The 23,336-nt window shown below is 70.3% G+C and carries 33 protein-coding genes and 1 pseudogene; 26 read left to right on the forward strand and 8 right to left on the reverse strand.

The window, feature by feature from the left end; translation table 11 throughout:
- Positions 1–196, forward strand: a pseudogene (locus CLV67_RS53020) (hypothetical protein); the annotation flags it as partial.
- Positions 197–249: 53 nt separating this feature from the next.
- On the opposite strand, the gene CLV67_RS46865 reads toward CLV67_RS53020, so the two are convergent.
- From CLV67_RS46865 to CLV67_RS46880, 5 genes are all read right to left on the reverse strand, one after another.
- Positions 250–1,185, reverse strand: coding sequence for a hypothetical protein (locus CLV67_RS46865; protein WP_106330461.1), 936 nt, complete (start codon positions 1,183–1,185; stop codon positions 250–252).
- Positions 1,186–1,619: 434 nt separating this feature from the next.
- A complete protein-coding gene (locus tag CLV67_RS54045) occupies positions 1,620–1,832 on the reverse strand; it encodes a hypothetical protein (protein ID WP_239166915.1) in 213 nt (70 codons plus the stop codon).
- A complete protein-coding gene (locus CLV67_RS46870; protein ID WP_239166914.1) occupies positions 1,829–2,884 on the reverse strand; it encodes an MFS transporter in 1,056 nt (351 codons plus the stop codon). Before CLV67_RS46870 ends, CLV67_RS54045 begins: the two co-directional genes overlap by 4 nt.
- Positions 2,881–4,146, reverse strand: a complete 1,266-nt coding sequence (locus CLV67_RS46875) for an MFS transporter (RefSeq protein WP_106330462.1) — start codon at positions 4,144–4,146, stop codon at positions 2,881–2,883. Before CLV67_RS46875 ends, CLV67_RS46870 begins: the two co-directional genes overlap by 4 nt.
- On the reverse strand, positions 4,143–5,492 hold the full coding sequence (locus CLV67_RS46880; RefSeq protein WP_106330533.1) for an MBL fold metallo-hydrolase: 1,350 nt from the start codon (positions 5,490–5,492) through the stop codon (positions 4,143–4,145). Before CLV67_RS46880 ends, CLV67_RS46875 begins: the two co-directional genes overlap by 4 nt.
- 79 nt (positions 5,493–5,571) lie before the next feature.
- Here CLV67_RS46880 and CLV67_RS46885 point away from each other — a divergent pair, with 79 nt between their 5' ends.
- Positions 5,572–6,228 (forward strand): ArsR/SmtB family transcription factor, encoded by a 657-nt coding sequence (locus CLV67_RS46885; protein WP_106330534.1) that lies wholly within the window; start codon positions 5,572–5,574, stop codon positions 6,226–6,228.
- A gap of 228 nt (positions 6,229–6,456) precedes the next feature.
- Here CLV67_RS46885 and CLV67_RS46895 read toward each other — a convergent pair whose 3' ends face one another.
- The gene (locus tag CLV67_RS46895) at positions 6,457–6,885 is read right to left on the reverse strand and encodes a MarR family winged helix-turn-helix transcriptional regulator (protein WP_203737811.1); all 429 of its coding nucleotides are present in this window, start codon (positions 6,883–6,885) and stop codon (positions 6,457–6,459) included.
- Between the two features lie 102 nt (positions 6,886–6,987).
- Here CLV67_RS46895 and CLV67_RS46900 point away from each other — a divergent pair, with 102 nt between their 5' ends.
- From CLV67_RS46900 to CLV67_RS46920, 5 genes are all read left to right on the forward strand, one after another.
- Positions 6,988–7,632: a class I SAM-dependent methyltransferase gene (locus tag CLV67_RS46900; RefSeq protein WP_106330463.1), complete on the forward strand. Its 645-nt coding sequence runs from the start codon at positions 6,988–6,990 to the stop codon at positions 7,630–7,632.
- Entirely contained in the window at positions 7,629–7,874 is a 246-nt protein-coding gene (locus CLV67_RS46905) for a glutaredoxin domain-containing protein (RefSeq protein WP_106330464.1), read from the forward strand. The genes CLV67_RS46900 and CLV67_RS46905 overlap by 4 nt, the downstream gene beginning before the upstream one ends.
- Positions 7,875–8,025: 151 nt before the next feature.
- Positions 8,026–8,367 (forward strand): ArsR/SmtB family transcription factor, encoded by a 342-nt coding sequence (locus CLV67_RS46910; protein WP_106330465.1) that lies wholly within the window; start codon positions 8,026–8,028, stop codon positions 8,365–8,367.
- Positions 8,364–8,846: an SRPBCC family protein gene (locus CLV67_RS46915; protein ID WP_106330466.1), complete on the forward strand. Its 483-nt coding sequence runs from the start codon at positions 8,364–8,366 to the stop codon at positions 8,844–8,846. Before CLV67_RS46910 ends, CLV67_RS46915 begins: the two co-directional genes overlap by 4 nt.
- 3 nt (positions 8,847–8,849) lie before the next feature.
- Positions 8,850–9,293 carry an SRPBCC family protein gene (locus CLV67_RS46920; RefSeq protein ID WP_106330467.1) on the forward strand — a complete coding sequence of 148 codons (444 nt, stop codon included), beginning with the start codon at positions 8,850–8,852 and terminating at the stop codon, positions 9,291–9,293.
- A gap of 62 nt (positions 9,294–9,355) precedes the next feature.
- Here the strand turns inward: CLV67_RS46920 and CLV67_RS46925 are convergent, their stop codons facing one another.
- The gene (locus tag CLV67_RS46925; RefSeq protein WP_106330468.1) at positions 9,356–9,970 is read right to left on the reverse strand and encodes a methyltransferase family protein; all 615 of its coding nucleotides are present in this window, start codon (positions 9,968–9,970) and stop codon (positions 9,356–9,358) included.
- A gap of 47 nt (positions 9,971–10,017) precedes the next feature.
- Here CLV67_RS46925 and CLV67_RS46930 point away from each other — a divergent pair, with 47 nt between their 5' ends.
- The 17 genes from CLV67_RS46930 (at position 10,018) to CLV67_RS47000 (ending at position 21,887) form a co-directional block, all read left to right on the forward strand.
- Positions 10,018–10,362 (forward strand): ArsR/SmtB family transcription factor, encoded by a 345-nt coding sequence (locus tag CLV67_RS46930; protein ID WP_106330469.1) that lies wholly within the window; start codon positions 10,018–10,020, stop codon positions 10,360–10,362.
- Positions 10,362–11,105: a cation efflux transmembrane domain-containing protein gene (locus CLV67_RS46935; protein WP_106330536.1), complete on the forward strand. Its 744-nt coding sequence runs from the start codon at positions 10,362–10,364 to the stop codon at positions 11,103–11,105. Before CLV67_RS46930 ends, CLV67_RS46935 begins: the two co-directional genes overlap by 1 nt.
- Before the next feature lie 22 nt (positions 11,106–11,127).
- A complete protein-coding gene (locus CLV67_RS54490) occupies positions 11,128–11,259 on the forward strand; it encodes a hypothetical protein (RefSeq protein WP_275414982.1) in 132 nt (43 codons plus the stop codon).
- Positions 11,260–11,475: 216 nt separating this feature from the next.
- Positions 11,476–11,856, forward strand: coding sequence for a hypothetical protein (locus CLV67_RS52460; protein WP_170154267.1), 381 nt, complete (start codon positions 11,476–11,478; stop codon positions 11,854–11,856).
- 103 nt (positions 11,857–11,959) lie between these two features.
- Positions 11,960–12,619, forward strand: coding sequence for an alpha/beta hydrolase (locus CLV67_RS46940; protein WP_170154268.1), 660 nt, complete (start codon positions 11,960–11,962; stop codon positions 12,617–12,619).
- Between the two features lie 176 nt (positions 12,620–12,795).
- Entirely contained in the window at positions 12,796–13,851 is a 1,056-nt protein-coding gene (locus CLV67_RS46945) for a hypothetical protein (RefSeq protein WP_239166913.1), read from the forward strand.
- 249 nt (positions 13,852–14,100) lie between these two features.
- Positions 14,101–14,367: a DUF2933 domain-containing protein gene (locus CLV67_RS46950; protein WP_106330472.1), complete on the forward strand. Its 267-nt coding sequence runs from the start codon at positions 14,101–14,103 to the stop codon at positions 14,365–14,367.
- A complete protein-coding gene (locus CLV67_RS46955; RefSeq protein ID WP_106330473.1) occupies positions 14,364–14,636 on the forward strand; it encodes an SHOCT domain-containing protein in 273 nt (90 codons plus the stop codon). Before CLV67_RS46950 ends, CLV67_RS46955 begins: the two co-directional genes overlap by 4 nt.
- A gap of 346 nt (positions 14,637–14,982) precedes the next feature.
- Entirely contained in the window at positions 14,983–15,462 is a 480-nt protein-coding gene (locus CLV67_RS46960; protein ID WP_106330474.1) for a MarR family winged helix-turn-helix transcriptional regulator, read from the forward strand.
- Positions 15,463–15,472: 10 nt separating this feature from the next.
- A complete protein-coding gene (locus CLV67_RS46965) occupies positions 15,473–16,054 on the forward strand; it encodes a class I SAM-dependent methyltransferase (protein WP_146169594.1) in 582 nt (193 codons plus the stop codon).
- Positions 16,051–16,446 carry a hypothetical protein gene (locus tag CLV67_RS46970; protein WP_203737810.1) on the forward strand — a complete coding sequence of 132 codons (396 nt, stop codon included), beginning with the start codon at positions 16,051–16,053 and terminating at the stop codon, positions 16,444–16,446. Before CLV67_RS46965 ends, CLV67_RS46970 begins: the two co-directional genes overlap by 4 nt.
- 259 nt (positions 16,447–16,705) lie before the next feature.
- Positions 16,706–17,041 (forward strand): hypothetical protein, encoded by a 336-nt coding sequence (locus tag CLV67_RS46975; protein ID WP_106330476.1) that lies wholly within the window; start codon positions 16,706–16,708, stop codon positions 17,039–17,041.
- Positions 17,038–17,478 carry a MerR family transcriptional regulator gene (locus CLV67_RS46980; RefSeq protein ID WP_106330477.1) on the forward strand — a complete coding sequence of 147 codons (441 nt, stop codon included), beginning with the start codon at positions 17,038–17,040 and terminating at the stop codon, positions 17,476–17,478. Before CLV67_RS46975 ends, CLV67_RS46980 begins: the two co-directional genes overlap by 4 nt.
- A complete protein-coding gene (locus tag CLV67_RS46985; RefSeq protein ID WP_106330478.1) occupies positions 17,462–17,728 on the forward strand; it encodes a hypothetical protein in 267 nt (88 codons plus the stop codon). Before CLV67_RS46980 ends, CLV67_RS46985 begins: the two co-directional genes overlap by 17 nt.
- A 46-nt stretch (positions 17,729–17,774) precedes the next feature.
- Complete coding sequence (locus CLV67_RS46990; RefSeq protein ID WP_106330479.1) at positions 17,775–18,110, forward strand: YnfA family protein; 336 nt, start codon at positions 17,775–17,777, stop codon at positions 18,108–18,110.
- Between the two features lie 535 nt (positions 18,111–18,645).
- Entirely contained in the window at positions 18,646–20,829 is a 2,184-nt protein-coding gene (locus tag CLV67_RS46995) for a heavy metal translocating P-type ATPase (RefSeq protein WP_203737809.1), read from the forward strand.
- A 191-nt stretch (positions 20,830–21,020) separates the two neighbouring features.
- Positions 21,021–21,887 carry a L,D-transpeptidase family protein gene (locus tag CLV67_RS47000; protein WP_239166912.1) on the forward strand — a complete coding sequence of 289 codons (867 nt, stop codon included), beginning with the start codon at positions 21,021–21,023 and terminating at the stop codon, positions 21,885–21,887.
- A 36-nt stretch (positions 21,888–21,923) separates the two neighbouring features.
- Here the strand turns inward: CLV67_RS47000 and CLV67_RS47005 are convergent, their stop codons facing one another.
- Positions 21,924–22,523, reverse strand: coding sequence for a TetR/AcrR family transcriptional regulator (locus CLV67_RS47005; RefSeq protein ID WP_106330481.1), 600 nt, complete (start codon positions 22,521–22,523; stop codon positions 21,924–21,926).
- A gap of 83 nt (positions 22,524–22,606) precedes the next feature.
- Between CLV67_RS47005 and CLV67_RS52465 the strand changes: the two genes are divergently transcribed.
- Both CLV67_RS52465 and CLV67_RS47010 read left to right on the forward strand, forming a co-directional pair.
- Entirely contained in the window at positions 22,607–22,783 is a 177-nt protein-coding gene (locus CLV67_RS52465) for a hypothetical protein (protein WP_170154269.1), read from the forward strand.
- Positions 22,780–23,295 carry a DUF2269 domain-containing protein gene (locus CLV67_RS47010; RefSeq protein ID WP_106330482.1) on the forward strand — a complete coding sequence of 172 codons (516 nt, stop codon included), beginning with the start codon at positions 22,780–22,782 and terminating at the stop codon, positions 23,293–23,295. The genes CLV67_RS52465 and CLV67_RS47010 overlap by 4 nt, the downstream gene beginning before the upstream one ends.
- Positions 23,296–23,336: the final 41 nt, after the last annotated feature.

Consider the following 23,336-nt stretch of genomic DNA (forward strand, 5'->3'; position numbering starts at 1 on the left):
CTCTCCTTCTGATCTAGGCAATCCGAAGGATCTGCGGTGGCCGCCTCTTTCATCCCGGAAAGTCCCGGTCATACACCACTTCGGTGGACGCGACCCCCGCTACGTCAAAGCCAGCCTCGAGGAAGTCGCCACCGCCTTGGCTGCTCTGACTGGAGAGGCTCATCCGCTGGCCCTGAGCGAAGACGAGTTGGGCTAGCTGATCGAGGTGTTACCGCGATGGGGATCTTCGGGACTCTGTCGCGGTAGCAGCTATTTGGGCGTGTTGTCGTCGGGCGGGGAGGGGATAGGCGTGAGTGTGCCGTCGGAGTGACGGATGATCCCGAGGTGTCCTGCGTACTGGGCGGCGACTGTCTCGTGAAGGTCGCCGAGTTCGAGACCGTCGGCGTCGGGAACGGGCTGGCCGGACTCCTTGGTGAGCGTTACGAGAACCCACAGGACTGCGTCTCTGATGCCGTCCATGACGGCTTGCAGGCTTCGATGCTCGACTGGGTCGTCGCTGACCTGAAGAGTTGCCAGGAGTGAGAACGTGGGTTGTAGGTCGAGCCGGGTACGGCCGCCCGAGGGGCGTTTGATCTTCAGGCTGGCGACGGCGGCGCCGTCAGCGACGGGGCCTTCGTGTCGCCATTCGTCGATTATCTGCAGCGGCGTCGGGGAGGTGATGTGTACGGGTGTGAGATCGATGCTGGTTAGGCCGACGACGTGTACGAAGCGGTGTTTGTCGACGTTGCAGAGCCATCGCAGGATTTCGAGTGGATGCAGATGCGGTTCGGACTGTGCTCGGAGCGGTTGCAGCGACTCCACGGCTTGCCAGATCTCTGGTGTGACGAGTCCGGCCAGATCTGACCGGGGCTGGCGAAGCTTGTTGGTGGTGGTCGCGATGGGGAACTGGACTGCCTGGGGTCGTGCTGGTGGGCCGGAGTGGGCGATGACTGCTGCCCACAGTGCGTGATCGAGGGCTGCTCGCATGTTGGTGAGGATGTCGCCGATCAGCAGGCTCCACTGCTCGGGATAGGGCTGCTTGACCTTGAGGCGCCATTGAATTCGTAGCAGCGGATCGCTGTCATCGCTGGCATTGTCGAACCGCACGTACTCGTGCGAGTCGACCTCGACGAACTCACGGGACTGGCGTGCCAGAACTCGTTGGTGTTCGACGGCCCGAGCCCATTTGATCCATGCCGACCTCATCACTCGCGGCAGGATATCCAGTCATTCAACGGAGGTCACCGTCTGATCGGATGTAAGAGATCGGCGGTGACCTGTCGTCGTCGGCATCGACGGCCGGGGTTCACCCGGCGCTGTTGGTCGAAATCGGCGCCTACGACGACCGGGTTGCGTCGGCGCGCACCGTGCATGGTCTTGCTGGGTAAAGGCGCACGCCGGATGCGGCGGACATAACTGTCGCCGCTTGGTGGAAGCGATGGGCGTCGGGTGTTCGTTACGGGCGCCGCACTGGGCAGGGCCTCGGGACGGTGGCTCGTAGTCGTACGACGGTGCAGTCGTGGGTGCAGACTGACCGGCGTGCTGCCGAACCGGCGATCTTCCACCTGCGTCCGGCGAACAGCCACCCTGGCCTCGACAACCGCTGCGCCTTCGTGCAACTGCGGGCCAATTGGCCGGGCTCAGACCGTGGCGGTCCGCATGGTGCTCGCGGCTACGAAGGGGATCACGGCGAGTGCCAGTAGTCCGCCGATGATGGAGAGGGTGGCGTAGCTGGTAGCGGCCATGATCATGCCGCTGGCGATGCCGCCTCCGGCGCCGGCGAGGGCGACGCACACGTCGACGGTGCCCTGGGTTTTGGCGCGGGTGTGGGTGGGGGCGCTGTCGGTGATCATGGCGGTGCCGGAGACGAGGCCCCGGAGACGAGGCCGAGGTTCCAGCCGAGTCCGAGCAGGGCCAGTGCCAGGGTCAGCAGGATGACGGAGTCCTCGGGTGCGGTGGCTGCCACGATGCCGGAGGCGAGCAGGGTGAGGCCGGCGGCGATGGCGACGGGGATGCGTCCGATGCGGTCGACGAGGATGCCGGTGATCGGTGAGGGCAGGTACATGGCGCCGATGTGTACGGCGATGACCAGGCCGGTGGCGTGCAGGTCGTGGCCGTGGGTGTGCATGTGGACCGGGGTCATGGTCATCACGGCGACCATCACCAGTTGGGTGAGGACCATGGTGACCGCGCCCGCGGTGATGCTGCCGGCGAAGCGGCGGCCGTGGTCCTGTCCGGTGCCCGCGGTAGCGGCGGTTAGTGGCGGTGTGGTGCGGGAGAACAGCAGCGGGTCGGGGCGTAGCAGCAGGAGCAGGATGGTGCCGGCGATGGCGTAGGCGATCGCGGCCAGGGCGAACAGTCCGGCCAGCGCGGGGATGCCCCAGTGTTCGGCGAGGGTGCCGGCGGGTCCGACGAGGTTGGGACCGGCGACGGCGCCGATGGTGGTGGCGACCAGGATCGTGCTGACGGCGCGGCCGCGGCGGGTGGGGTGGGCCAGGTCGGTGCCGGCGTAGCGGGCCTGCAGGTTGGTGGCGGTGCCGGCGCCGTAGACGAGCAAGGATGCGAGCAGCAGCAGGACGTTGTCCAGGGTGGTGGCCAGGACCACGCCGCTGCCGCCGAGAGTTCCGGCGGCGTATCCGGCGGCGAGGCCGGCGCGGCGGCCGTGCCGCTGGGACAGGCGTCCGACGATCAGGGCGGTGGCCGCGGATCCGGCGGTGAACAGCGCGGTGGGCAGGCCGGAGAGGCTGGTGGTGCCGAGCATGTCGGCGGCGAGTAGGGCGCCGACGGTGGCGCCGGCGGCGAGGCCGGCGCCGCTGAATACCTGGGAGGTCATGACGACGGTCAGGGTGCGCTGCTGCACCGCCTGCCGGGACGGCGCGGCGTCGGTGGTGGGGGTGAAGGTCATGAGGTGCCCGGGTCCTTGCTGCTGCGGGGGTGGGTTTCGTACATGCGCGCCCAGACCAGCAGGCCGGAGGCGGCGGTGAGGGCGGCGACGACCCAGATGGCGGCGCGGATACCGGCGAGGTCGGCGACGATCCCGGCGAGCAGGGCGCCGGCGGCGAAACCGCCGTCACGCCACAGCCGGTAGACGCCGACGGCCCGGGCCCGCCAGGCGGGGTGGGCGACATCCGAGATCGAGGCCAGCAGCGTCGGATACACCGCGGCGGTGCCGGCGCCGAGCAACGCCGCGGCGCCGGCCCAGGCGGCGAAGCCGTCGGCGAGCGCGATCAGCGCGAGGGCGGCGGCTTGCAGCAGCATGCCGGCGACGATGAACGGTTTGCGGCCGTAGCGGTCGGAGGCCGGGCCGGTGGCTAGTTGCCCGAGGCCCCACACGGCCGGGTACAGGGCTGCCAGCGCGCCGATCTGGGTCAGCGACAGCCCGGCGGTGACGAACAGGATCGGGAACAGCCCCCAGGCCAGGCCGTCGTTGAGGTTGTTGACCATCCCCGCCTGGCTGGCCGAGGACAGGGCCGGTTCGCGCCAGCTGGCCAGGGCGAACACCTGCCCGGTCGACAGTTCCCCGCCGTGTGGCCCGGTGGTGTGGGTGGCGGCTTCGTGGCGGGCGTGGCCGCGGGTCTCCCGCACGAACACCAGCGACAGGCCCAAACCGAGAACGATGTAGGCCGCGGTGAGCAAGAACGGCGCCGGCCGCAGCCCGTACTGAGCAGCCAGGGCGCTGGTGGCCATCGCGGTGACGGCGACGGCGATGTACCCGGCGGCCTCGTTCAACCCCATCGCCAGGCCACGGCGGTGCGGTCCGGCGAGGTCGATCTTCATGATGACGGTGGTGGACCAGGCCAGTCCCTGGTTGATGCCGAGCAGCACGTTCGCCGCGACGATCCAGCCCCAGCTCGGCGCCCAGATCAGCATGGCCGGGATCGGGATCGCGACCGCCCAGCCGGCGAGCAGGACCGGCTTACGCCCGTAGCGGTCCGACAGGGTACCGGCGAAGAAGTTGGTGGTGGCCTTGCTGAGGCCGAACGCGAGGATGTAGGTCAGCCCCGCGGTGTAAGCGGCCAGCGCGAACTCGCGGTCGGCGAGTAGCGGTAGCACGGTGCGTTCGGAGCCGAGGACACCGCCGACGAGGGCGTTGACCACGATCAGCAGGGTGAACTGGGCGGCGTTGGCCGCCAGACCCAACCGGGGCGCGATGCCGGCGGTGGTCATGAGCTCTCCTGCAGTTGGTGGCCGGTTGCGGCGGCCCAGTCGGCGGGCCCACCGGCCAGCACGGCCAGATCGCGGCGGCCAGCCCGTTCGAGCAGGGTGGCGGCGGTCATGGCCCGTTCGCCGTGCCCGCACATCACCACCGCAGGCCCGGCCGGCACCGCGTCGCCGGCGGCGGGCAGGTCGCCGAGTTCGAGATGGACGGCGCCGGGCAGGTGCCCGGCCTCGTATTCGGCGGCCTGGCGGATGTCGAACACTGGCGCGTCGACCTGATCGGGGCGGACCAGGCGGGTGGTGGTGACCTCCCCGGTCCACGCGGTCATGCCGCCGGCGAGTTCACCGGCCAGGCGGTCGAAGCCGATGTTCAGTGCCGGCCACAGGATGTCGGCCGGGTCCTGGTCGGGGTTGCGCACGATCACCACCGGGATCTCGGGGCTGACGAGCCAGCCGAGCCAGGTGGCGAACTGCGCCCGCAGCGGGATCGCGATCGCGCCGGGGATGTGCCCGGCGGCGACGTCGGCCACCGGCCGCACGTCCACGATCACCGCGCCGTCGGCGAGCAGTCGGCGCACCTCACCCGCGGACAGCTGCGGCAGAGCCGGGGTGGTGTCGATGACGGCGGGGCCGCGCCGGTTGATCTCGCCCAGCCACCGGAAGTACGCCGGGTACGAGCTCAGGGAGCCGACGAGTTGGGCGACGAACGCGTTGGCGTCCGCTGCGGCCAGCAGCGGGTTGCCGGCCTTCTCCACACCGATGGTGCTGGTGCGGGCGGTGCCGGGCGGGGCGGAGCAGAACGAGCCGGCACCGTGGGTGGGCCACACGTGCGTGGCGTCCGGCAGCGCCGCGAGGCGGTGCACCGACGCGTACTGCGCCCGGGCCAGCTCGGCGGTGCGGTCGTCACCGAGCAGGTCGGTGCGGGCGGCGGAACCGACGATCAACGACCCGCCGGTGAACACCCCCACCGGCGCCGGGCCGTCGAGCAGCAGGAACGACACGTGCTCGTCGGTGTGTCCGGGAGTGGCGAGGGCCCGCAGGGTGAGCCCGCCGAGGTCGACTTCGTCGCCGTCGGCCAGGCCGTGATGGTCGAACGCGCGCATCCCGGCCGCCGAGGCCAGGATCTGCGCCCCGTCGCTCGCTGCGAGTTGCACGGCGCCGGAGAGGAAGTCGGCGTGCAGGTGGGTGTCGGCCGCCCACGCCACCGTCAGGCCCCGCCGGGCGGCAGCGGCCCGCAACGCCCGCAGATCCCGCGGCGCGTCGACGGCCAGGGCCCGGCCGTCGCCGGTGTCGAGCAGGTAGGCACTGTTACCCAACCCCTCGTCCACCAGCGGGATCAACCGCTCCTGCTGCATCTGCACCACACCCTCCGACCCGGGCGGTAGATCCCGCCCCTAGCTACTACACTATTCCACGGAACATTGGAGGATGGTCATGGGTGATCCGGTTGTCAAAGCCGAACTGTTCGACTCCCTCGCCCGCGTCGGTAAGACCCTGGGTAGCGGCAAGCGCCTGGAACTGCTGGATCTGCTGGCGCAGGGCGAACGCAGTGTCGAGCACCTCGCCACTGCGGCTGGCCTGGGCCTGAGCACCTGTTCGGCGCACCTGCAGACGCTGCGCCAGGCCGGGCTCGTTGCGACCCGCCGCGACGGCACGAAGATCCACTACCGGCTGGCCGGGCCTGACGTCGCGGCCCTGTACGCCCTGCTGCGTGACGTCGCCGGCGCCCGCAGCACCGCAGCGGCCGCTGCCCGCGACGCCTACCTCGGCCCGGCCGACACCGAGGCCGTCGACCGCGACGAATTGCGCCGCCGCCTTGCCGCCGGTGACGTGATCGCGGTCGACGTGCGCCCGGCCGAGGAGTACGGCGCCGGGCACATCCCCGGCGCCGTCTCCATCCCCCTGGACCAGCTCGCCGAGCGGATCACCGAACTGCCCGCCGACGTCGAGGTCGTCGCCTACTGCCGGGGTGCCTACTGCGTGCTCTCGCACGAGGCGGTCCGGCTGCTCACCGACCACGGCCACCGGGCGGTCCGGCTTGCCGACGGGATGCTCGAATGGCGCCGCGATCAGCTGCCGATCGCCGTGTGACCCCGGTCGTCATCGATGGCGGCGACCGCCGCTGCGTCCTGATCCTGCTGGTATAGCGCCGGCTGATCACCACCGTGCCCGCAGGCACGGTCATCCACCTGATCGCCACTGATCCGGCCGCGCCGCTGGAGCTGCCGGCCTGGTGTCACCTGACCGGCCACACCTGCCTCGGACCCATGCCAGGCGAGTGCCCGACCTATGCGGTGCGGGTGGCCGGCGCGGCGGTGCTCACCGATCGGAGGTTGCCGTGGCGACCTGCGCCAGCCGGCTCATGACGGTGTCCATGGTGGTTACGAACTGCCGCACCTGCTCGTCCGGGAGTCCGGCGAACAGGTAGGCCGAGTGACGCTCGTACTCGGCGGCCAGCCCGGCGGTCACCGCGCTGCCCTGCTCGGTCAGCTGTACCAGCAGCGCCCGCCGATCCTCCGGATGCGCGGCCCGTCGTACGAACCCGGACTCCTCCAGCCCGTCGACCAGGGCGGTGACATTGCGTGCTGTCACCCCGATCGCCCGCGCGAGATCCCGCTGCGTCTGCGGGCCGCCCCGGTGCACCAGCCACACCACTGTGGCCCGGGCCCGGCTCAACCCGTACGCCGCGAGCCCTGCCTCCATGTACTGCTGCACCGACGCGGCGAACGCGAACACCCGTTCCAGCACGGCCGGGAACGCAGGACAATCCGTCCGCGCATTGTGTATGTCATTCACTATGTATAGCCTCCGCTGGAAGGGTACCGACCCCGAACCGCTGGAGACGAGCCGATGCGACATCCGATCTTCGCCCGCGTCTACGAGAAGCTCAGCGTGCAGATGGACCGTGCCGGAGCCGCCGAGCACCGCCACGCCCTGGCAGCGGGCCTGCGCGGCCGGGTGATCGAAATCGGCGCCGGAAACGGTCTTATGTTCGCCCACTACCCGGCCACGGCGACCGAGGTCCTCGCCGTCGAACCGGAGCCCCGGCTGCGCGCCACCGCCCAGGCTGCCGCCCGGTCCGCGGCGGTGCCGATCCGTGTTGTTGACGGCCTCGCCGACGCGCTGCCTGCCGGTGACGGCGAGTTCGATGCCGCCGTCACTGCTCTCGTTCTGTGCACTGTGCCCGACCAGCAGGCCGCGCTCGCCGAGATCCGCCGCGTCCTGCGGCCCGGCGGTCAGCTGCGGTTTCTCGAACACGTCCGCGCCGAAGGGCCCGCGCTGCGCCGCGCCCAGCAGTTCGCCGACGCCACCCTCTGGCCTGTGCTGCTCGGCGGCTGCCGAACCGGCCGCGACACCGCCGGTGCGATCACTGCCGCCGGCTTCGCCATCAACGAAGTCCAGCGCTTCCGGTTCCCGCCCGGCGGCCCGACCAGCCCCGCCTCACCGCACATTCGCGGCACGGCCACCCGCCCCGGACCGGAGCGGCGCCGGTGAGCCAGGCCGACGTCATCGTCTACAGCCGGCCCGGCTGTCCCTACTGCTACCTGCTGCGCCGCGGACTCCGCTGCCGCGGCGTCGCCTTCACCGAGATCGACATCTGGCAGCACCCCGACGCTGCCGCCGCAGTCCGGGCCGTGGCCGACGGCAACGAAACCGTGCCCACCGTGCACGTCGCGGGCCGATGGCTGATCAATCCGCGCGCCGCACGGGTGCAAAGCCTCGCCACCGGCCAGTAGGGCACGCGACACGTTCACCGAGGTGACGCCCGGATGCCAGGGTTATCACAAGAGATGCTCGCCTCGTCGGCCACGCTTCCAGCGGCGACAGCTTCGTAGGTCCGCCGAGTGCACTTGACCCCAGGCTTGGGTAAGTCATAGCTTACGGTTCGTGGCAACTTACCAAGCGGGCGACGGCTGGGAAGTCCTAGCAGACCCGACCAGGCGATCCATCGTCACGTGCCTGGCTGAACGACCACGGGCCGTGGGTGAGCTCGCCGACGAACTGCCGATCAGCCGACCCGCGGTGTCGCAGCATCTAAAGGTGCTCAAAGACGCCGGCCTGGTCACCGACGAAGCCGCCGGCACCCGCCGCGTCTACCGGCTCAACCCCGCAGGCGTCGCGGCGCTACGCGACCAACTGGACACCTTCTGGAACCGCGCGCTCCGCGGCTACCAGGAGATCGCCGCACAACCGGATCCCGACAGCACAGCAGGCGAGGAGACGTCATGACAGAGGCAACGGCCGTCGTGGTGCGACGGCAGATCATCATCCCGGCACCGATCGAACGCGCCTTCACGGTGTTCACGGAGCGGTTCGGAGACTTCAAACCGCCGGAACACAACCTCCTCGGCGCACCGATTGCCGAGACCGTGTTCGAGCCGAAGGTCGGCGGCCACATCTACGACCGCGCCACCGACGGCACCGAATGCCGCTGGGCTCGTGTCCTGGCCTACGAGCCGCCGGACCGGCTCGTGTTCAGCTGGGACATCAGCCCGCGATGGCAGGTCGAGACCAACCCGGACAACACCAGCGAGGTCGAGGTCCGCTTCACCGCCGAAGCTCCCGACCTTACCCGCGTAGAACTCGAACACCGCCACCTCGACCGGCACGGCCCCGGCTGGGAATCCGTCCGCGACGGCGTCGCCCACGACGAAGGGTGGCCTCTCTATCTGGACCGCTACGCCGCCCTGTTCACACAGGACAGCTGAATCATGGCACCGATCACGGTCAGCACCGATATCGGCCGCTCCGCACCGGAGGTCTTCGCCTACGCCACCGACCCGACCCGCTTCCACGAATGGCAGAGCGGCGTCGTCGACGGACACCTGGACTCGCCGGAAAACCCCAAGCCGGGCGCCCTCTGCCGCACCACCCGCCGCATCGGCGGCGCCAACCGGACCAGCACCTCCGAACTCACCCACATCAACCCGCCAGCGACCTGGGGCGTCCGCGGCATCGACGGCCCCATCCGCGCCATCGTCGACGTCACCGTCGAACCCCTGGACACCCACCGATCCCGGCTGACCATCACCGTCGACTTCGCCGGCCACGGCATCGGCAAAATACTCGTCCCGCTGGTGGTACGCCCTGAGGCCCGCAAAGAGATGCCCGGCAACCTGGCGAGATTGAAACAGCATCTGGAAGCGGGCAAGTAGCAGACGTGGTGGAACGCCTGCATGCGGTCAAATCCGCCGCTTGATCACCCGGACCGCCGTTGTCAGGTGGTGCTCGTGGTTCGGCCGAACCCGGGCAGGAACCGGCCGGTACGGCGGGTGTAGTCGGTGTATGCGGTGCCGTGCGTGGCCCGCAGGTAAGGCTCCTCGACGACGCGGACCTGCAGTTCGATCCCGGCGATCACGGCGGCCAGGGCCAGCAGTTGCGCCCAAGTCGGCGTCATGGCGGTGATGCCGGCCATGGCGGTGATGATGGCGGTGAAGACCGGGTTGCGGACCAGGCCGAAGACACCGGTAGTGACCAGGGTGGTTCGCTCTTCGGCGTCGACGCCGATGCGCCACGAGTTTCCCATCGCTTGTTGAGCGGCGTAGACACCGAAGAATCCGATGAGGGCAACGACGGTGCCGATCACCTGGACGGGCGGGTGGTGCAGGGCCGGCAGCGGGTCGAGGACTCCGGTTGCGTCCAGTAGCGGGGCGATGAATCCGCCCAGCGTTCCGATGCCGAGTAGCGCCTGTGCCCACCATGCAGCGCTGCCGGTGGGCGGGTGGCTGTGCCGGTGGCCGCTGTCGCCGGTGCGGCGTTTGTGCAGCCAGGTGCGTAGGACGAAGGCGGTGAGGATGCCGGTCAGGTAGAGGGTGAACGCGAGCCAGGCCATGACGAACTCCCTTGGGACGGCTTCGGCTGGCGACAGTACAGCATTCGATGTACTGTCAGGAAGTGGAGATCCTGACTCACGGCTCGGTGCTGGCCCGCTTCGGGCATGCCCTGTCGGACCCGACCCGGGCCCGGTTGCTGCTCGCTCTGCGCGAGGGGCCGGGCTACCCGGCCGAACTGGCTGACCTGATGGGCTGCACCCGACAGAAGCTGTCGAACCATCTGACCTGCCTGCGCGGCTGCGGCCTGGTGGTGGCCGTGCCGGAGGGCCGCAGGGTCCGCTACGAGCTGGCCGACCAGCGGCTGGCGCACGCGCTCGGTGATCTGCTCGGGGTGATGCTGGCTGTGGACCCGGAGGCGTGCCCGGACTCGGCCGAGAAGGGTTGCTGCTGATGGCCGGCCCGCTGATCCAGATCACCCCGGTGGGGCCGGCACCGCAGCGCCGCAGCGTGCTCAGCCGCCGGATCCGGCTGCTGGTGGCCGCGACGATGACCTACAACGTGATCGAGGCGATCGTCGCGATCACCGCCGGCACGATCGCCTCGTCGACCGCGCTGATCGGCTTCGGCCTCGACTCGGTCATCGAGGTGTCCTCGGCGGCCGCGGTGGCGTGGCAGTTCGCAGGTAAGGATCCCGAACGGCGTGAGAAGACCGCACTGCGGATCATCGCGGTCTCGTTCTTCGCCCTGGCCGCCTACGTCACCATCGAGTCGGTGCGCGCCCTGATCAGCGGCGCGCAAGCCGAGCACTCCAGCGTCGGCCTGGTCCTGGCCGCGCTGTCGCTGGCGATCATGCCCGGCCTGTCCTACGCCCAGCGACGTGCCGGGCGGGAACTCGGGTCGCGGTCGGCGGTCGCCGACTCGAAGCAGACCCTGCTGTGCACGTACCTCTCGGCGGTGCTGCTGGTGGGCCTCGCGGTTAACAGCCTGTTCGGCTGGTCCTGGGCCGACCCGATCGCCGCCCTGGTGATCGCCGCGGTCGCGGTGAAGGAAGGCCGCGAGGCGTGGCGCGGTGACGCCTGCTGCGCCGTCCCGCTTACCGGGACCGCAGCGCAACCGGCTGCCGCCCCGCACGGTGAGGGGGATGCGTGCGGATGCGGGCCCGGCTGCTCCTGCTGCTCCGGAGAGGAGCCGTGACCGCCCCCGCCGGCGGTGAGCGATGAGCGGGGAATGCTGCGGCGGTGACCGCAACGCTGACGACGACACCTCACCGCGAACCGTGTGGAGCATCCTGGCCGTGGTGATGATCGGTGGCTGGGGAGCGCTGGCCGCGGTCCTGCTGTCACGGTGATCCGCCTACGACTGGAGCCTTCACAGGAAACCGGCGTGCAGTTCTGGGGCTACTGGCAGACCCTGTGGTGACGACGCACCGGCAGCAGGATCCACGGGTGGCGACCGGCATTCGGGATCTCCGACTCCTGCCGTCGGCTATCGGATGTCCCGGCCGGGCGGTTTGTCACACGAACGGCGGGGCCGGTTCACCGCTGTCGCTGGTTAACTGGAAGGTATGACCGCGCGCTCGTACGGGATCGCCCGGCCCGGCCGCTCCCGGCCGGGCGGGCTCGTCGCCGTGGTCATGATCGTGGTGCTTGTCGCCGCGACCGCGCTGTTCTCCGCCGCGAGCGCCCACCACGCCGGCGATCATGTGCACGCAGGGCGTACGGCGGTCGCACCCGTCGCGGCGCACCACGATGAAACCGCGCATGGGCACCAGCACGGCAACGAGTGGACGCCGCATCCCGTCAAGCGTCTACGGGTGGCCGCGGATGTCGTGGCCGTCGCCGTGCTCGCGGTCGCTGCGCCGCCATCCGATCGTGACGTCGTCACGGCCGGGACGGTGGTTGCCTCGGATCCTGATCTCAGCCTCCTGGGTGTCCTGCGCATATAGGACTACGTCTTCTCTTTGCATCTTCTCGAGCACGTCATCGCGCCCGCGGCGTGACGCCGATGGTGCGCGCCCGCGTATCCGCAGATCAGGAAGACGATTCACCGTGCCTCCGCACCCGCCTCGCCGTACGACCCATGCGTACGGAACACCGAAGAACCTGCTCGTCTACGACCGCTGGGGCCGCTACGGCCGTCCCGTCGTGTTCCTGCACGGCCTCGGCTACGACCGCACGATGTGGTGGCCGGCCGCCGCCGACCTCGGTGGCGACGTCGCCGCCGTCGCCATTGACCTGCCCGGTCACGGCCACTCCGCGGCCCGCCACGACTGCGGCCTGCCATCGCTGGTCCACGACCTGATCATGCTGATCGGCGGGCTCAACCTACGCCGGGCACCGATTGTGGTCGGCCACGCCGAGGCGGCGCTGCTCGCCGAGGCGTTCGCCGAGCGGTGCGCGACCCACGCGGTGCTCGCCGTCGACGAGGTCCCGACCGGAACTGACGAACCGGACCTGGCGGGGGTACCCGAGTGGTACCGGCCGTTCGCGATACGACGAACAGACCCGGCTCTGCATCAGGCCTACCAGAGCTGGCACACCGGCCCGTCAGCCCGGCGCGCGATCACGCCCGCCCCCATCCCCGTCGGGACGGCGGCCCACGCCGGCAGTGAAGGGTGCCTGCCGCATCTGCGCGACCCGGCAGGTTTCGCGGGCCTGCTGCAAACCCTGCACGAAGTACCGGGCCGACGAGGAAAGGGACGTCCATGAAGACGGTCACGTCTCCACCCGGCAAACCGGGTCTCCGTCACCGCCGCTGGGTGCTTCTGGCACTGGGAGCTGTGGTCGTGGTGGGTGCCGGGCTGTTCGCTCTGCAGGACAGGAGACCGCCGGTCTCCGCAGCCGCAACCCCCCTGTGCTCGGCCGGGAGGAGTCCGGCCGGGTCCGTGACGGTGCTGCCGGTGTCGCACTGGGAGAACCGGTACCTGCAGACGTGGGACTTCGAACGCACCGAGGCCCTGCCGGCGAGCCGCAGCGCCGACAGTTGGGAGCATTACGCGCTCTCCTACGCCGTGGACGCCAACACGGCGGCCTTCCGCGCCACCGGACGCACCCGGTACCTGGACCGGGCGCTGGAGTACCTGAACGGTGTCGTGGACACCGCCCGGGCGTCGAAGTCCCTGCCGACCAGCCAGTACCGCGACGACTACCGGGGCTGGGTGTCGAACCGGAAGGATCTGCAGCCGACCGGGGTCGAGGTGCCCCTGTACGAGAGCTACTTCTGGCGGCATGCCACCACGACGCTGCGGATCATGCGGCAGACCCCGGCCGTCTACGACGATCCCGGCTACCGTGCCCAGTACGAGAAGTTGCTGGCCTTCGCCGAGGTGCACGTCTTCGACAAGTGGCACCGCCGGGGAGCCAACGACACCATCTACCGCAGCCGTACGCACATGGCGTCGCACTGGGCGACCATCGCTTTCAACCTGGCTGCGATCACCGAGGACCCGGCCCGCCGGGACCGCTACCGCACGGTCGTCGACGACATCGACCGCAAGCTGCCGAACTACCCCACCGGCCTGCGCGGTCAGCTGCAACCGCATCCGGTGGACGCGTCGGCGTACTTCTGGAACGACGAGTGGGGCAGCACCCGGCGCCCGGGGCAGGACGTCAGCCATGCCAACGGCGTCATGTCGTACGTCGTGGAAGCCGAAGGCCAGGGCGACTTCTGGACCGCCGCGGACATGGCACGGTTCGGCAACCTGCTGACGAAGGTCATCTGGCCGGGCGAACGCCGCTATGCCGCATTCGTCGACGGCAGCGGCAGCGACAACGGCTGGTTCTCCGACGGCCTGGTCAAACTGGGCCGCTACGACCCGGCCGTACAGCAGCGGCTGGAACGCCACGAGGTGGTCAACGGCCAGTTCGCTGCGAACATGGCCCTCAACGCCATGATCCTGCAGCAAGCCCTATCCGCGGAGTCGTCGTCCTGTCCGCCGTGACCGGGAGACAGCCGGCAGGCCAGACAAATACGTTCGCGGCCTCCGAGCGCGGATTGCACCCAGGCCTGGGTAGCGCAAACGCCGCCCAGGCCTTCGGCTCTGGCTTCCCGACGGCCCGCCACCACCCCTGCTCTGTCCGCCGGGGTACGGACTTTCGGCCCACATGAGGTGCCGTTCGGCAGGTACCCGGCCCCGTATGCGGGAGGACGGTGAGAGGTGCAGGGTATTCCAACCATGAAGGGGGATGTCATGAGACGGCAACCCTGGGGCCTGTACGCGATCGCCACGGCGATCCTTCTGGTCGGCCTGATCGCGTTCGGAGTGCCGGCGAACACGCTGCTGTTCGCAGCGTTCCTGCTGACCTGCCCGCTGATGATGATCTTCATGATGGACGGGATGCGCGGCGGGCACGGTACCGGCCAGAACGCCCATGCCCTTGACCAGGCAGACGCTCACGCCCCCGACAGCGTCACCGGCGGCAGCCCGCCCGTGCAGGACCAGAGGAGATCGCGATGATGTACAACGGCTACGGCATGGGCGGCTGGGGCATGATCCTCATGACCGTGAGCAGTGTGCTGTTCTGGGCGGCGGCGATCGCCGGCGTCGTCGCCGTGGTCCGCTACACCGGACGCGACGCGCAGCGCAATCAGCCCGTCATGCACGGACCGACACCGCAGCAGACGCTCGCCGCACGGTTCGCCCGCGGCGACATCGACGAAGAGCAGTACACCCGGGACCTGCAGGTGCTCAGCGCGACGGCACCGCCATACGGGCACGGCGACTGACACGAACACCGCCGTGTTCATTCTGCTCGCCACCGGCTTCTTCCACCCGCGCGCCGGCTGCGGCCGGCACGGCGATCAGCCCGTACACCGCGTTGCCGGGTGACGCTGTCCACCGAGACGCGCGGCATCGCGCTCACCGGCCACCCGGCCGCGTGCGCCTTCGACGGCGGCTTCGGGCTGACGCCACGGGTCTGGCCGATGCTGCACGCTCCTGGCCGTCACCGCCGCGCCGGGGGAGCAGCGCAGGGCCCGCGGATCCCAGCGCGGGTGGGTAACCGCTGCCCGGCTCGCTTCGCACCACCACAGATGGTTGTATCGTCGAACTTGTTAGTTGTATCGTCGAACCATGTTGGATGATGAGCTCGATCAGGCTGTTGCCCTGCAGGGGCGGATCACCGCGTTCGTGCGGGCCTTCGGGTTGCATCAGCCGGACCGCACCCCGTGCGGGACGCCGGTGCCGAGCTCCGAAGCGCACGCGGTGGGCGAACTGGATCGGGACGGCCCATTGACGCAGACCGCGCTGGGTGAGCGGTTGCGGTTGGAGAAGAGCACGGTCAGCCGCATCGTCTCCCAGCTGACCAGCCGGGGCTGGGTCTGCCGGGCCAACCGTGATGGTGACGGGCGGCTGGTGTGGCTGGAGCTGACCCCGGAAGGCCGCCGCGCTGCCGGCGAGCTGGCGGTTGCTCGTGCGGCGAGGTTCGCCGACCTGCTGCGCAACATTCCCGCCGAGCAACGCCCGGCGGTCATCGAGGCGTTGACAACCCTGGTCGACGCCGCCGATGGGCAGCCGCCCACGGCCGAGGTGCGCGCAGCGGCACGTGACTGAGGCTCACGCAGTGTCTGCCGATGGTGCGGCGCGGCTGCGTCGCGAGGTGGCTGCATTCTTCGATCCGTCGCGGTGGCACAGCCCCATGTCCGGCTTCGAGCACAGCGGATACGCCCTGGTCGAACAGGTCCGATCCTGGCAGCCGCGGTTCGTGGTCGACGTGGGATGCGGCACCAACCCGTTCAAGGGCAAGATCGGCAACCTGATCGGGCTCGACCTGGTCAACCCGCCCGCCGACCTGGTCTGCGACCTGCTCGACGCGCCCATCCGTTCCGGGTCGGTCGACGTGGTCCTCGCTCTGGGCTGTATCAACTTCGGCGGTCAGGAGGTCATCGAGCAGCAGTTGCGACACGTCGCGTCCTGGCTCACACCGCAGGGGCGCCTCGTCATGCGTGCCAACCCGGGCCTGCCCACCGGCCCCGGCCTGACCTTCTTCGCCTGGTCGCAGGCGAACCTGGACCGGATAGACGCTGTCGCCGGGCTGTACCGCGACGGACCGGTGCGCTACGACACGTACCGCAACCCTCGCGGTGTGCCGGAGCCCCGTCTGGTGTGGCACTACCGGCCCCGCCCTGAGGCGGGGTCGCGGTGACCGCCTCGTCGCCCGGCGCCACGCAGAACACGCCGCGCCGTCGCACCGGCCGGTGGAGCGTCGGTGCGGTCCTCGGTGCGGCGATGGGCCTCGCCCCGCACCTGCTGCACCACATCGGACTGTTCGCCGGCACGGCACTGCTGGCGGGGCTCGGTGGCACCGTGCTGTTCGCCGTCCTCGGGCTGGCCATGATGACACCGATGCTGCTGCGACTGCGCCGCCGGTTCGGCACCTGGTGGGCGCCCGGTATCGCGGTGCTGCTGTTCGCCGCCATGTTCGCCGGGTCGGCCCTGGTGATCGGTCCCGCACTGCGCGGCGCCGTGAACGACACGCCGCAGCCCGGCCCCTCCCACTCGACCCCCGCCGGGGAACACACCGGGCACCACAGCTGACAGCTCGCCCAGCGCCCAGCGCCCAGCGCGCCGTTCGGCGCATGCTCAGCCTGCGGAGATCATCCCTGGAAATATGTGCGAGGGCCGGAATCGGGCCACACCGGCGGCTTCGACAGCGCCTGCTCGGGCCGCCCGTGGTGCCCGTCAGAGGAAGAGGCACCGCTCGCCGCGACTGGCCTGCGGGCCCGCCGGCGTTCGTGGATCGGCGCAGCGTCTCGGGGTTGCATCCGGTACGTGGGTACAGGCTTACCGTCGTGTCATGACCACCGCGCACGAGCAAGCGTGGGTGCCCGAGGCGTGCACCCTGCCCACCGTCGAACGGCCGCTGCGGCTGGCCGAGTTCGACCGACTGTTCGCCACTGCGTTGCGCCGCCAGCAGCGACTGTCGGCCACCAAGCTGCGCTGGAATCTCGATCCGGTATGTGAGGCGACAGTGCGAGACCTGACCGCGCGGGAGAGCACCTGCTGTTCGTTCTTCACCTTCGTCTTCGAGCCGACAGACACCGCGTTGCACCTCGACGTCGAGGTGCCGCACGCGCATGTCGAGGTCTTGGACGCGTTGCAGCGGCGGGCAGCCGAACGGATGCCGTCGTGACCGGGCTGCGCAGCAGCCAGGTCGCCGCCGCGGCCGGCGTCAATCTGCAGACCCTGCGCTACTACGAACGCCGGGGCCTGCTGGCTGAACCCGATCGCAGCCTCGGCGGTCACCGGCTCTACCCGGCCGAGGCGGTCACCGTGCTGAAAGTGATCAAAGCGGCGCAGCGGCTCGGGTTCACCCTCGACGAGGTCGCCGACCTGCTCGCCACCGGCGGACACCGGCACGGACGTCCCGACGCCGGCCTGCAGGAGCGGGCGAAGACCAAGCTCATCGAGGTGGAGGCGAAGATCGCCGACCTGCAGGTGATCGCCTCGACGTTGCGCGCCGCCGTGGCCGCCGGCTGCGATGACCTGGTCACCTGCGCCGGCCAGCAATGCTGTCCCATCCCGTTCGCCACCATCGCGGTAGGAGCACCCGATGCCGATCCTCGCTGACCGTGTTCGCCGCCTGCTGCCGTCGGGGCTGACCAGCCTGGCCGGCATCGCCTGCGCTGCGTGCTGCATCATCCCGCTGCTGCTCGGCGCCGGGGTGTTGTCCGGTGTCGGCTGGGTCGCCGCCGGTTCCTGGATGCCCGGAATCACCGTCGTGCTGGCGGCGACCGCAGCCGGCACCTGGTGGTGGATGTCGCGACGCCGGCATCGCACCGGATGCGCCGGCGCCGACTGCGCCTGCGGCACCCGGTGACCTCGGTAACCACACCTGTAGAGCACCGGCCGGTAGGTTGCCGGGCATGATCGTCCGTTCGCTGCTGCTGTTCCTGCTCGCCGCGTTCGCGGAGATCGGCGGCGCGTGGCTGATCTGGCAGGGCTGGCGCGAGAATCGTGGCCTGTGGTGGATTGCCGCCGGTGTCATCGCCCTGGGCGCCTACGGGTTCGTCGCCACCCTGCAACCCGACGCGAACTTCGGCCGGATCCTCGCCGCCTACGGTGGGATCTTCGTCGCCGGATCTCTGGCTTGGGGCATGGTGGTCGACAAGTTCCGCCCCGACCGGTGGGACCTCATCGGCGCCGCGATCTGCCTCATCGGCGTCGCCGTGATCATGTATGCGCCCCGGGAAGTTTCCTGAGCAGGTCTTGATCCGCCATGGTGAGATCCATCCTCAATCAGGCCTGTCGACGGCTCGGCATTCCTTGGCCGGGCGGTGGGAGTATCGGCTGGTCTGGAGGGAGCCGCGGCGATGCTGCGGATGCCGAAGGTCGGGGGAGTCGCGGTGATCCGCCGGGACTCTCGGGTGGGTGAATGAGGCCGGAGGCTCGCGTTTCGGTACGGCGTCAGCCGCACAACACTCAACGCGGGCGACGGCAGACCTGCCCACCGTCGCAGCTCCCCGTCAACGAACGCCTCGGCTGGCCGTGACGATTCTCCGACGTTCCAATCCGTCGCCCCTTGTGATGCCGCATGCGAACGGCCCCGCGCGGTGGCCGCCGAACATACCCGGCCAGTGACATCCCCGGCAGCCGGCGACGATGACCGGATGCGGCCGGCCGGGGACAGGCCAGGGCGTCGGTGAAGACGTTCCGGCGGTGTGACATCGGCGGCCATCACCACCCTTGCCATATACCCCCTAGGGGTATACTTTTCGGGTATTGGAGGTGGTCGACATGCCGACCCACGACGAGTACGACAACACCCATCCTCACGGCCACGAGCGCCACCCGGTCGCCGTCGCCCCCGACCACGCCGGCTCACACGACAACGTCCATCAGGCCACCGCCGGCCACGACCACCACGCCCGCGGACCCAGCGCCGGACCTCATGACGGCCATGAGCACGAAGGCCACGACAAGCACGCCGGCCACGACCCGGAGGTCTTCCGCCGCAAGTTCTGGCTCAGCCTCGCACTGACGGTCCCGATCGTCGTGACCAGCCACATGATCATGGACTGGTTCGGCTACACCCTCGACTTCCCCGGCATGTCCTGGATCGGCCCCGTCCTCGGCACCGCGGTGTTCCTCTACGGCGGCTGGCCGTTCCTGGCCGGCGCGGTCAGCGAGATCCGGGACCGGGCGCCCGGCATGATGCTGCTGATCTCGATGGCGATCACGGTCGCGTACACGGCGTCGCTGGCCACCAGCCTCGGCCTGTTCGACCTGGACTTCTGGTGGGAACTGGCGGCGCTGGTGACCATCATGCTGCTCGGGCACTGGCAGGAGATGAAAGCGATCGGCCAAGCCCAAGGCGCGCTGGCGGCGCTGGCCGCGTTGCTGCCCGACGACGCCGAACGCCTCATAAGCACCGGCGGTGTCGAGCGGGTACCGGTCGCCGACCTGACCGTCGGGGACACCGTGCTGGTGCGTTCCGGCGCCCGGGTGCCGGCGGACGGCCGGATCGTCGACGGCGCGGCCGAACTCGACGAGTCGATGATCACCGGAGAGTCGAGGCCGGTGCCGCGCGGCGCAGGCGACCGGGTGGTCGCCGGGACGGTCGCGACCGACTCGGCGATCCGCGTCGAGGTCGAGGCAGTGGGGGAGAACACCGCTCTGGCGGGTATCGGCCGGCTGGTCGCGCAGGCCCAGGCCGCCGGTGGCCGGGCGCAGGTGCTGGCCGACCGGTTCGCGGCGATGCTGTTCTACATCGCCTCCGCGGCCGCGGTGGTGACCTTCCTGGCGTGGTGGCTGCTCGGCGATCTGGACCAGGCAGTGGTCCGGACGGTGACGGTGCTGGTGATCGCGTGCCCGCACGCGCTCGGCCTGGCGATCCCGCTGGTCATCGCACTGTCGACGGCGTTGTCGGCCAAGGCCGGCATCCTGGTCAAGGACCGGCTGGCCCTGGAGCGGATGCGCACCGTCGACACGGTGCTGTTCGACAAGACCGGCACCCTGACCAAGGGCGTGCACACCGTCACCGGCATCGCCGCCACCGACGGGTTCACCGACGACGAGGTGCTGCGTATCGCCGGCGCGGTCGAGGCCGACAGCGAACACCCGCTCGCCCGGGCACTGACCGCGGTCGCCCACGAACGAGGCCTGCACACCGACGCGACCGGGTTCCGGTCGCTGACCGGCCGCGGCGTCCAGGCGGTCGTCGACGCGCACACCTACGCCGTCGGCGGACCGGCCCTGCTGCGCGAACTCGGCGCCACCGTGCCCGCCGGCCTGCACGAGACGGCCGGGCAGTGGTCGGCGCGCGGCGCGGCGGTGCTGCACCTGCTGCGCCTGAGCGACAGCGGCACACCGGAGGTGATCGGCGCGTTCGCGTTGGAGGACGAGGTACGCCCGGAGGCCCGGCAGGCCATCGAGCAGCTGCGCCGCGCCGGCATCGGCAAGATCGTGATGATCACCGGGGACGCCCGGCCGGTGGCCGAAGCCGTCGCCGCCGACCTCGGCTTCCGGGCCGGCGTCGACGAGGTGTTCGCCGAGGTGCTGCCGGCCGACAAGGACCGCACGGTCGCCGAACTGCAGGCCCGCGGCCTGCGGGTGGCGATGGTCGGTGACGGCGTCAACGACGCCCCGGCGCTGGCACGTGCCGACGTCGGCCTGGCGATCGGAGCGGGTACGGACGTGGCGATCGAGTCCGCGGGCGTCGTGCTGGCCTCCTCCGACCCGCGGGCGGTGACCGGCGTGATCCGGCTGTCGAAGGCCTCGTACCGCAAGATGGTCCAGAACCTGGCGTGGGCGGCTGGCTACAACATCGTCGCCATCCCGCTGGCCGCCGGGGTGCTGGCCTGGGCCGGGATCACGTTGAGCCCGGCGATCGGCGCGGTGCTGATGAGCGCCTCGACGATCGTCGTCGCGGTGAACGCCCAACTGCTGCGCCGGGTGAACCTGGCCCCGCAACAGCAGTGACCACCGGCCCGGCCGCACCGTGCCGGCGTGGGTGGCCCCGGCAGCGATACTGCCGGGGCACCCTTTGCCTACCCTCCCGCGCGGCAACCTGGAGGACTTCGCACCGCGACTGCTCCCAGCGACCGCGAAGCCCGGCGGGCATGGATGCCGATCTGGCGACCGTCGGCTTGGTCGGAAGGTGGGTTGTCAGGGTGTCGGGTTCTCCAGCGGCGGTGTACCTGCTGAGCGCGGCTGCGGTGCTCGGCCTGGCGGTCGCAGCCGGCCCAGCCGATGTCGCCAGCATGCTCGAGTCAGTGGTACCGCCCGCCTCGGCGACGACGGCCGCGCGGCCGACGCCACCGGCCGGGAAGTCGTTCGTCACCGTGATCCGCCACGATGCCAGGCCCGCCTCAACCGGCGAACAGGACGGCGCCGCACCCGCGAACTCTGACAGGTTGCGCACAACCGCCGCGGCACCGTGTACGAGCGGGCGGTGGCAGCACGCCATCGAGGAGAACCTCGCCCGGCTCGGAACGTTCGGCGCGGTGAGCGTCGACGGCCGGCAGTCGCCGGCCGACTGCGCGGCCATCCGCGGCTTCCAGCAGCGGTTCGGTATCGAGCCCGCCGCTGGGCAGGCCGATGCGACGACCGCGGATGTCGCTCGCCGGATCACCGCGAGCTCCGCGCCGGAGAAGGTGCGGCGTTGTGACGCCGGGCCAGGGGTGACCGCCTGTGTCGATCTCACCTTGCAGACGGCGTGGGTGATGCGTGACGGCGCCGTCGTGGCCGGGCCGACGGTCGTGCGGACCGGTTTCGCCGGTCACGCCACCCCGGCCGGGGTCTTCCGGATCAACAAGCGTGCCGAGAAGGAGTGGTCGGACTCGTACGAGGTGTGGCTGCCGTACTGGCAGCGGTTCGTCGGCGGGATCGGCTTCCACGAGACGACCACGTACCTGCACGACGCCGCCCGCGGCTCGCACGGTTGCGTCAACCTGCTGCACCGCGACGCCGTGACCATGTGGGACCAACTGCAGATGGGTGCTCGCGTGCACGCCTTCGGACGCCGGCCCGGCACCTGAGGGTGCCCACCCTGGGACCGGCCTGCCCGGCCATGCTCACCGGAGCGGCAGTAGCCCGGCCCAGGTGACATCGAGCAGGCGCTCGCGGCTGTCAGCTTGCGGCAGCGCCGCTGCGGCGGCCAGCGCGTGCAGGCAGAAGGCGGCCAGTTCGGCCGGCGGCACATCGGTACGGACGGCACCCGCGTCGGCGGCACCGGCGATGACGGCGGTGACGAGTTCGTGCAGCCGTTGATGGGCTGCCGGCATGTGCGAGGCGCGGTGCAGCGTCATCGCGACCTGCGCGGCCGCCGCGCCGCCGTGGCCACCGTGCCCGGCAGCCGCTGCGGTGCTGGACAGCCGCAGATAGCTGTCCAGCACCATGCGCAGGCGTTCGCCGGGATCGCCGCACTCCGCGGCGACGGCGGTGAGCTGGTCGAGGTGGTCGGTGACCTGACGCTCGTGCCAGGCGGACACGATGGTCTGCACGTCGGGGAAGTATTTGTACAGCGTGGCTCGGCCGATACCGACGTGCGCGGCGATCTGCGACATGGTGACCGCCAGGCCGTGGTCGGCGATGAGCGCGGCGGTGGCGTCCAGGATGGCCGCGTGCACGGTGTGGCGGTGCTGTTCGACGGTCGCGTTCCACAACTTCGGCACCCCTGCATCGTACGCATTGCCTGCGGTACGTCACTCTGCCTATGCTCAATACACTCTGTATCGTAAAACTGGAAGGTGTGGCGATGACACGTCGAGAGCCGGTACCCGAGGAAGGCATGCCGCGCTGGGTGAAGATCTTCCTCGCCGGCGGAGCACTGCTGCTGGCGCTGATCGTGGTCGCGGTGCTGACCGGTCACGGGCCCGGACGTCACCTGGGCCACGGGGCGGTCCCGGCCGCTGTCAGCGGCGGCCACGGGTGACGCTGCCCGCAGGGCTGCGCCGGGCAGGCCTGGTCCTGCACATCGCCGCGTCCGTCGGATGGCTCGGTGCCGTCGCCGCCTCGCTCGCGATGGCCGGCCTGGCCGTCACCGCCGACGACCCGCGTATGGCCAACGCCGTCTACCTGCTCCTGGATCCGCTCGGCTGGTACGTGCTGGTCCCGTTCGGGATTGCGAGCCTGGTCACCGGGGTGACGCAGTCGCTGATCACCGTCTGGGGTCTCGTCCGGCACTACTGGGTGGTCATCAAACTCGTGCTCACCGCGCTCGCCGTCGCGGTGTTGCTGTTGTACACCAGCACGCTCGGCGCCCTCGCCGCTGCGGCGACCGCTGCGGCGCACGGTGGGCCCCCGGTTACCGCCACCGCGTCGCCGCTGGTGCACGCCGCCGGGGCGGCGATCCTGCTACTGGTCGCGTTGGCGCTGTCGGTGTACAAGCCCCGCGGGCTCACCCCGATCGGACACCGCCGTCGTCGTCCTGCCGCGACCGGCTGAAGGGGCTTGGTGCGGTCGTCGTCGAAGGCGGTCACGGGCAC

Origin of the sequence: Actinoplanes italicus, assembly GCF_003001815.1 — a bacterium.
Lineage (GTDB): Bacteria > Actinomycetota > Actinomycetes > Mycobacteriales > Micromonosporaceae > Actinoplanes > Actinoplanes italicus.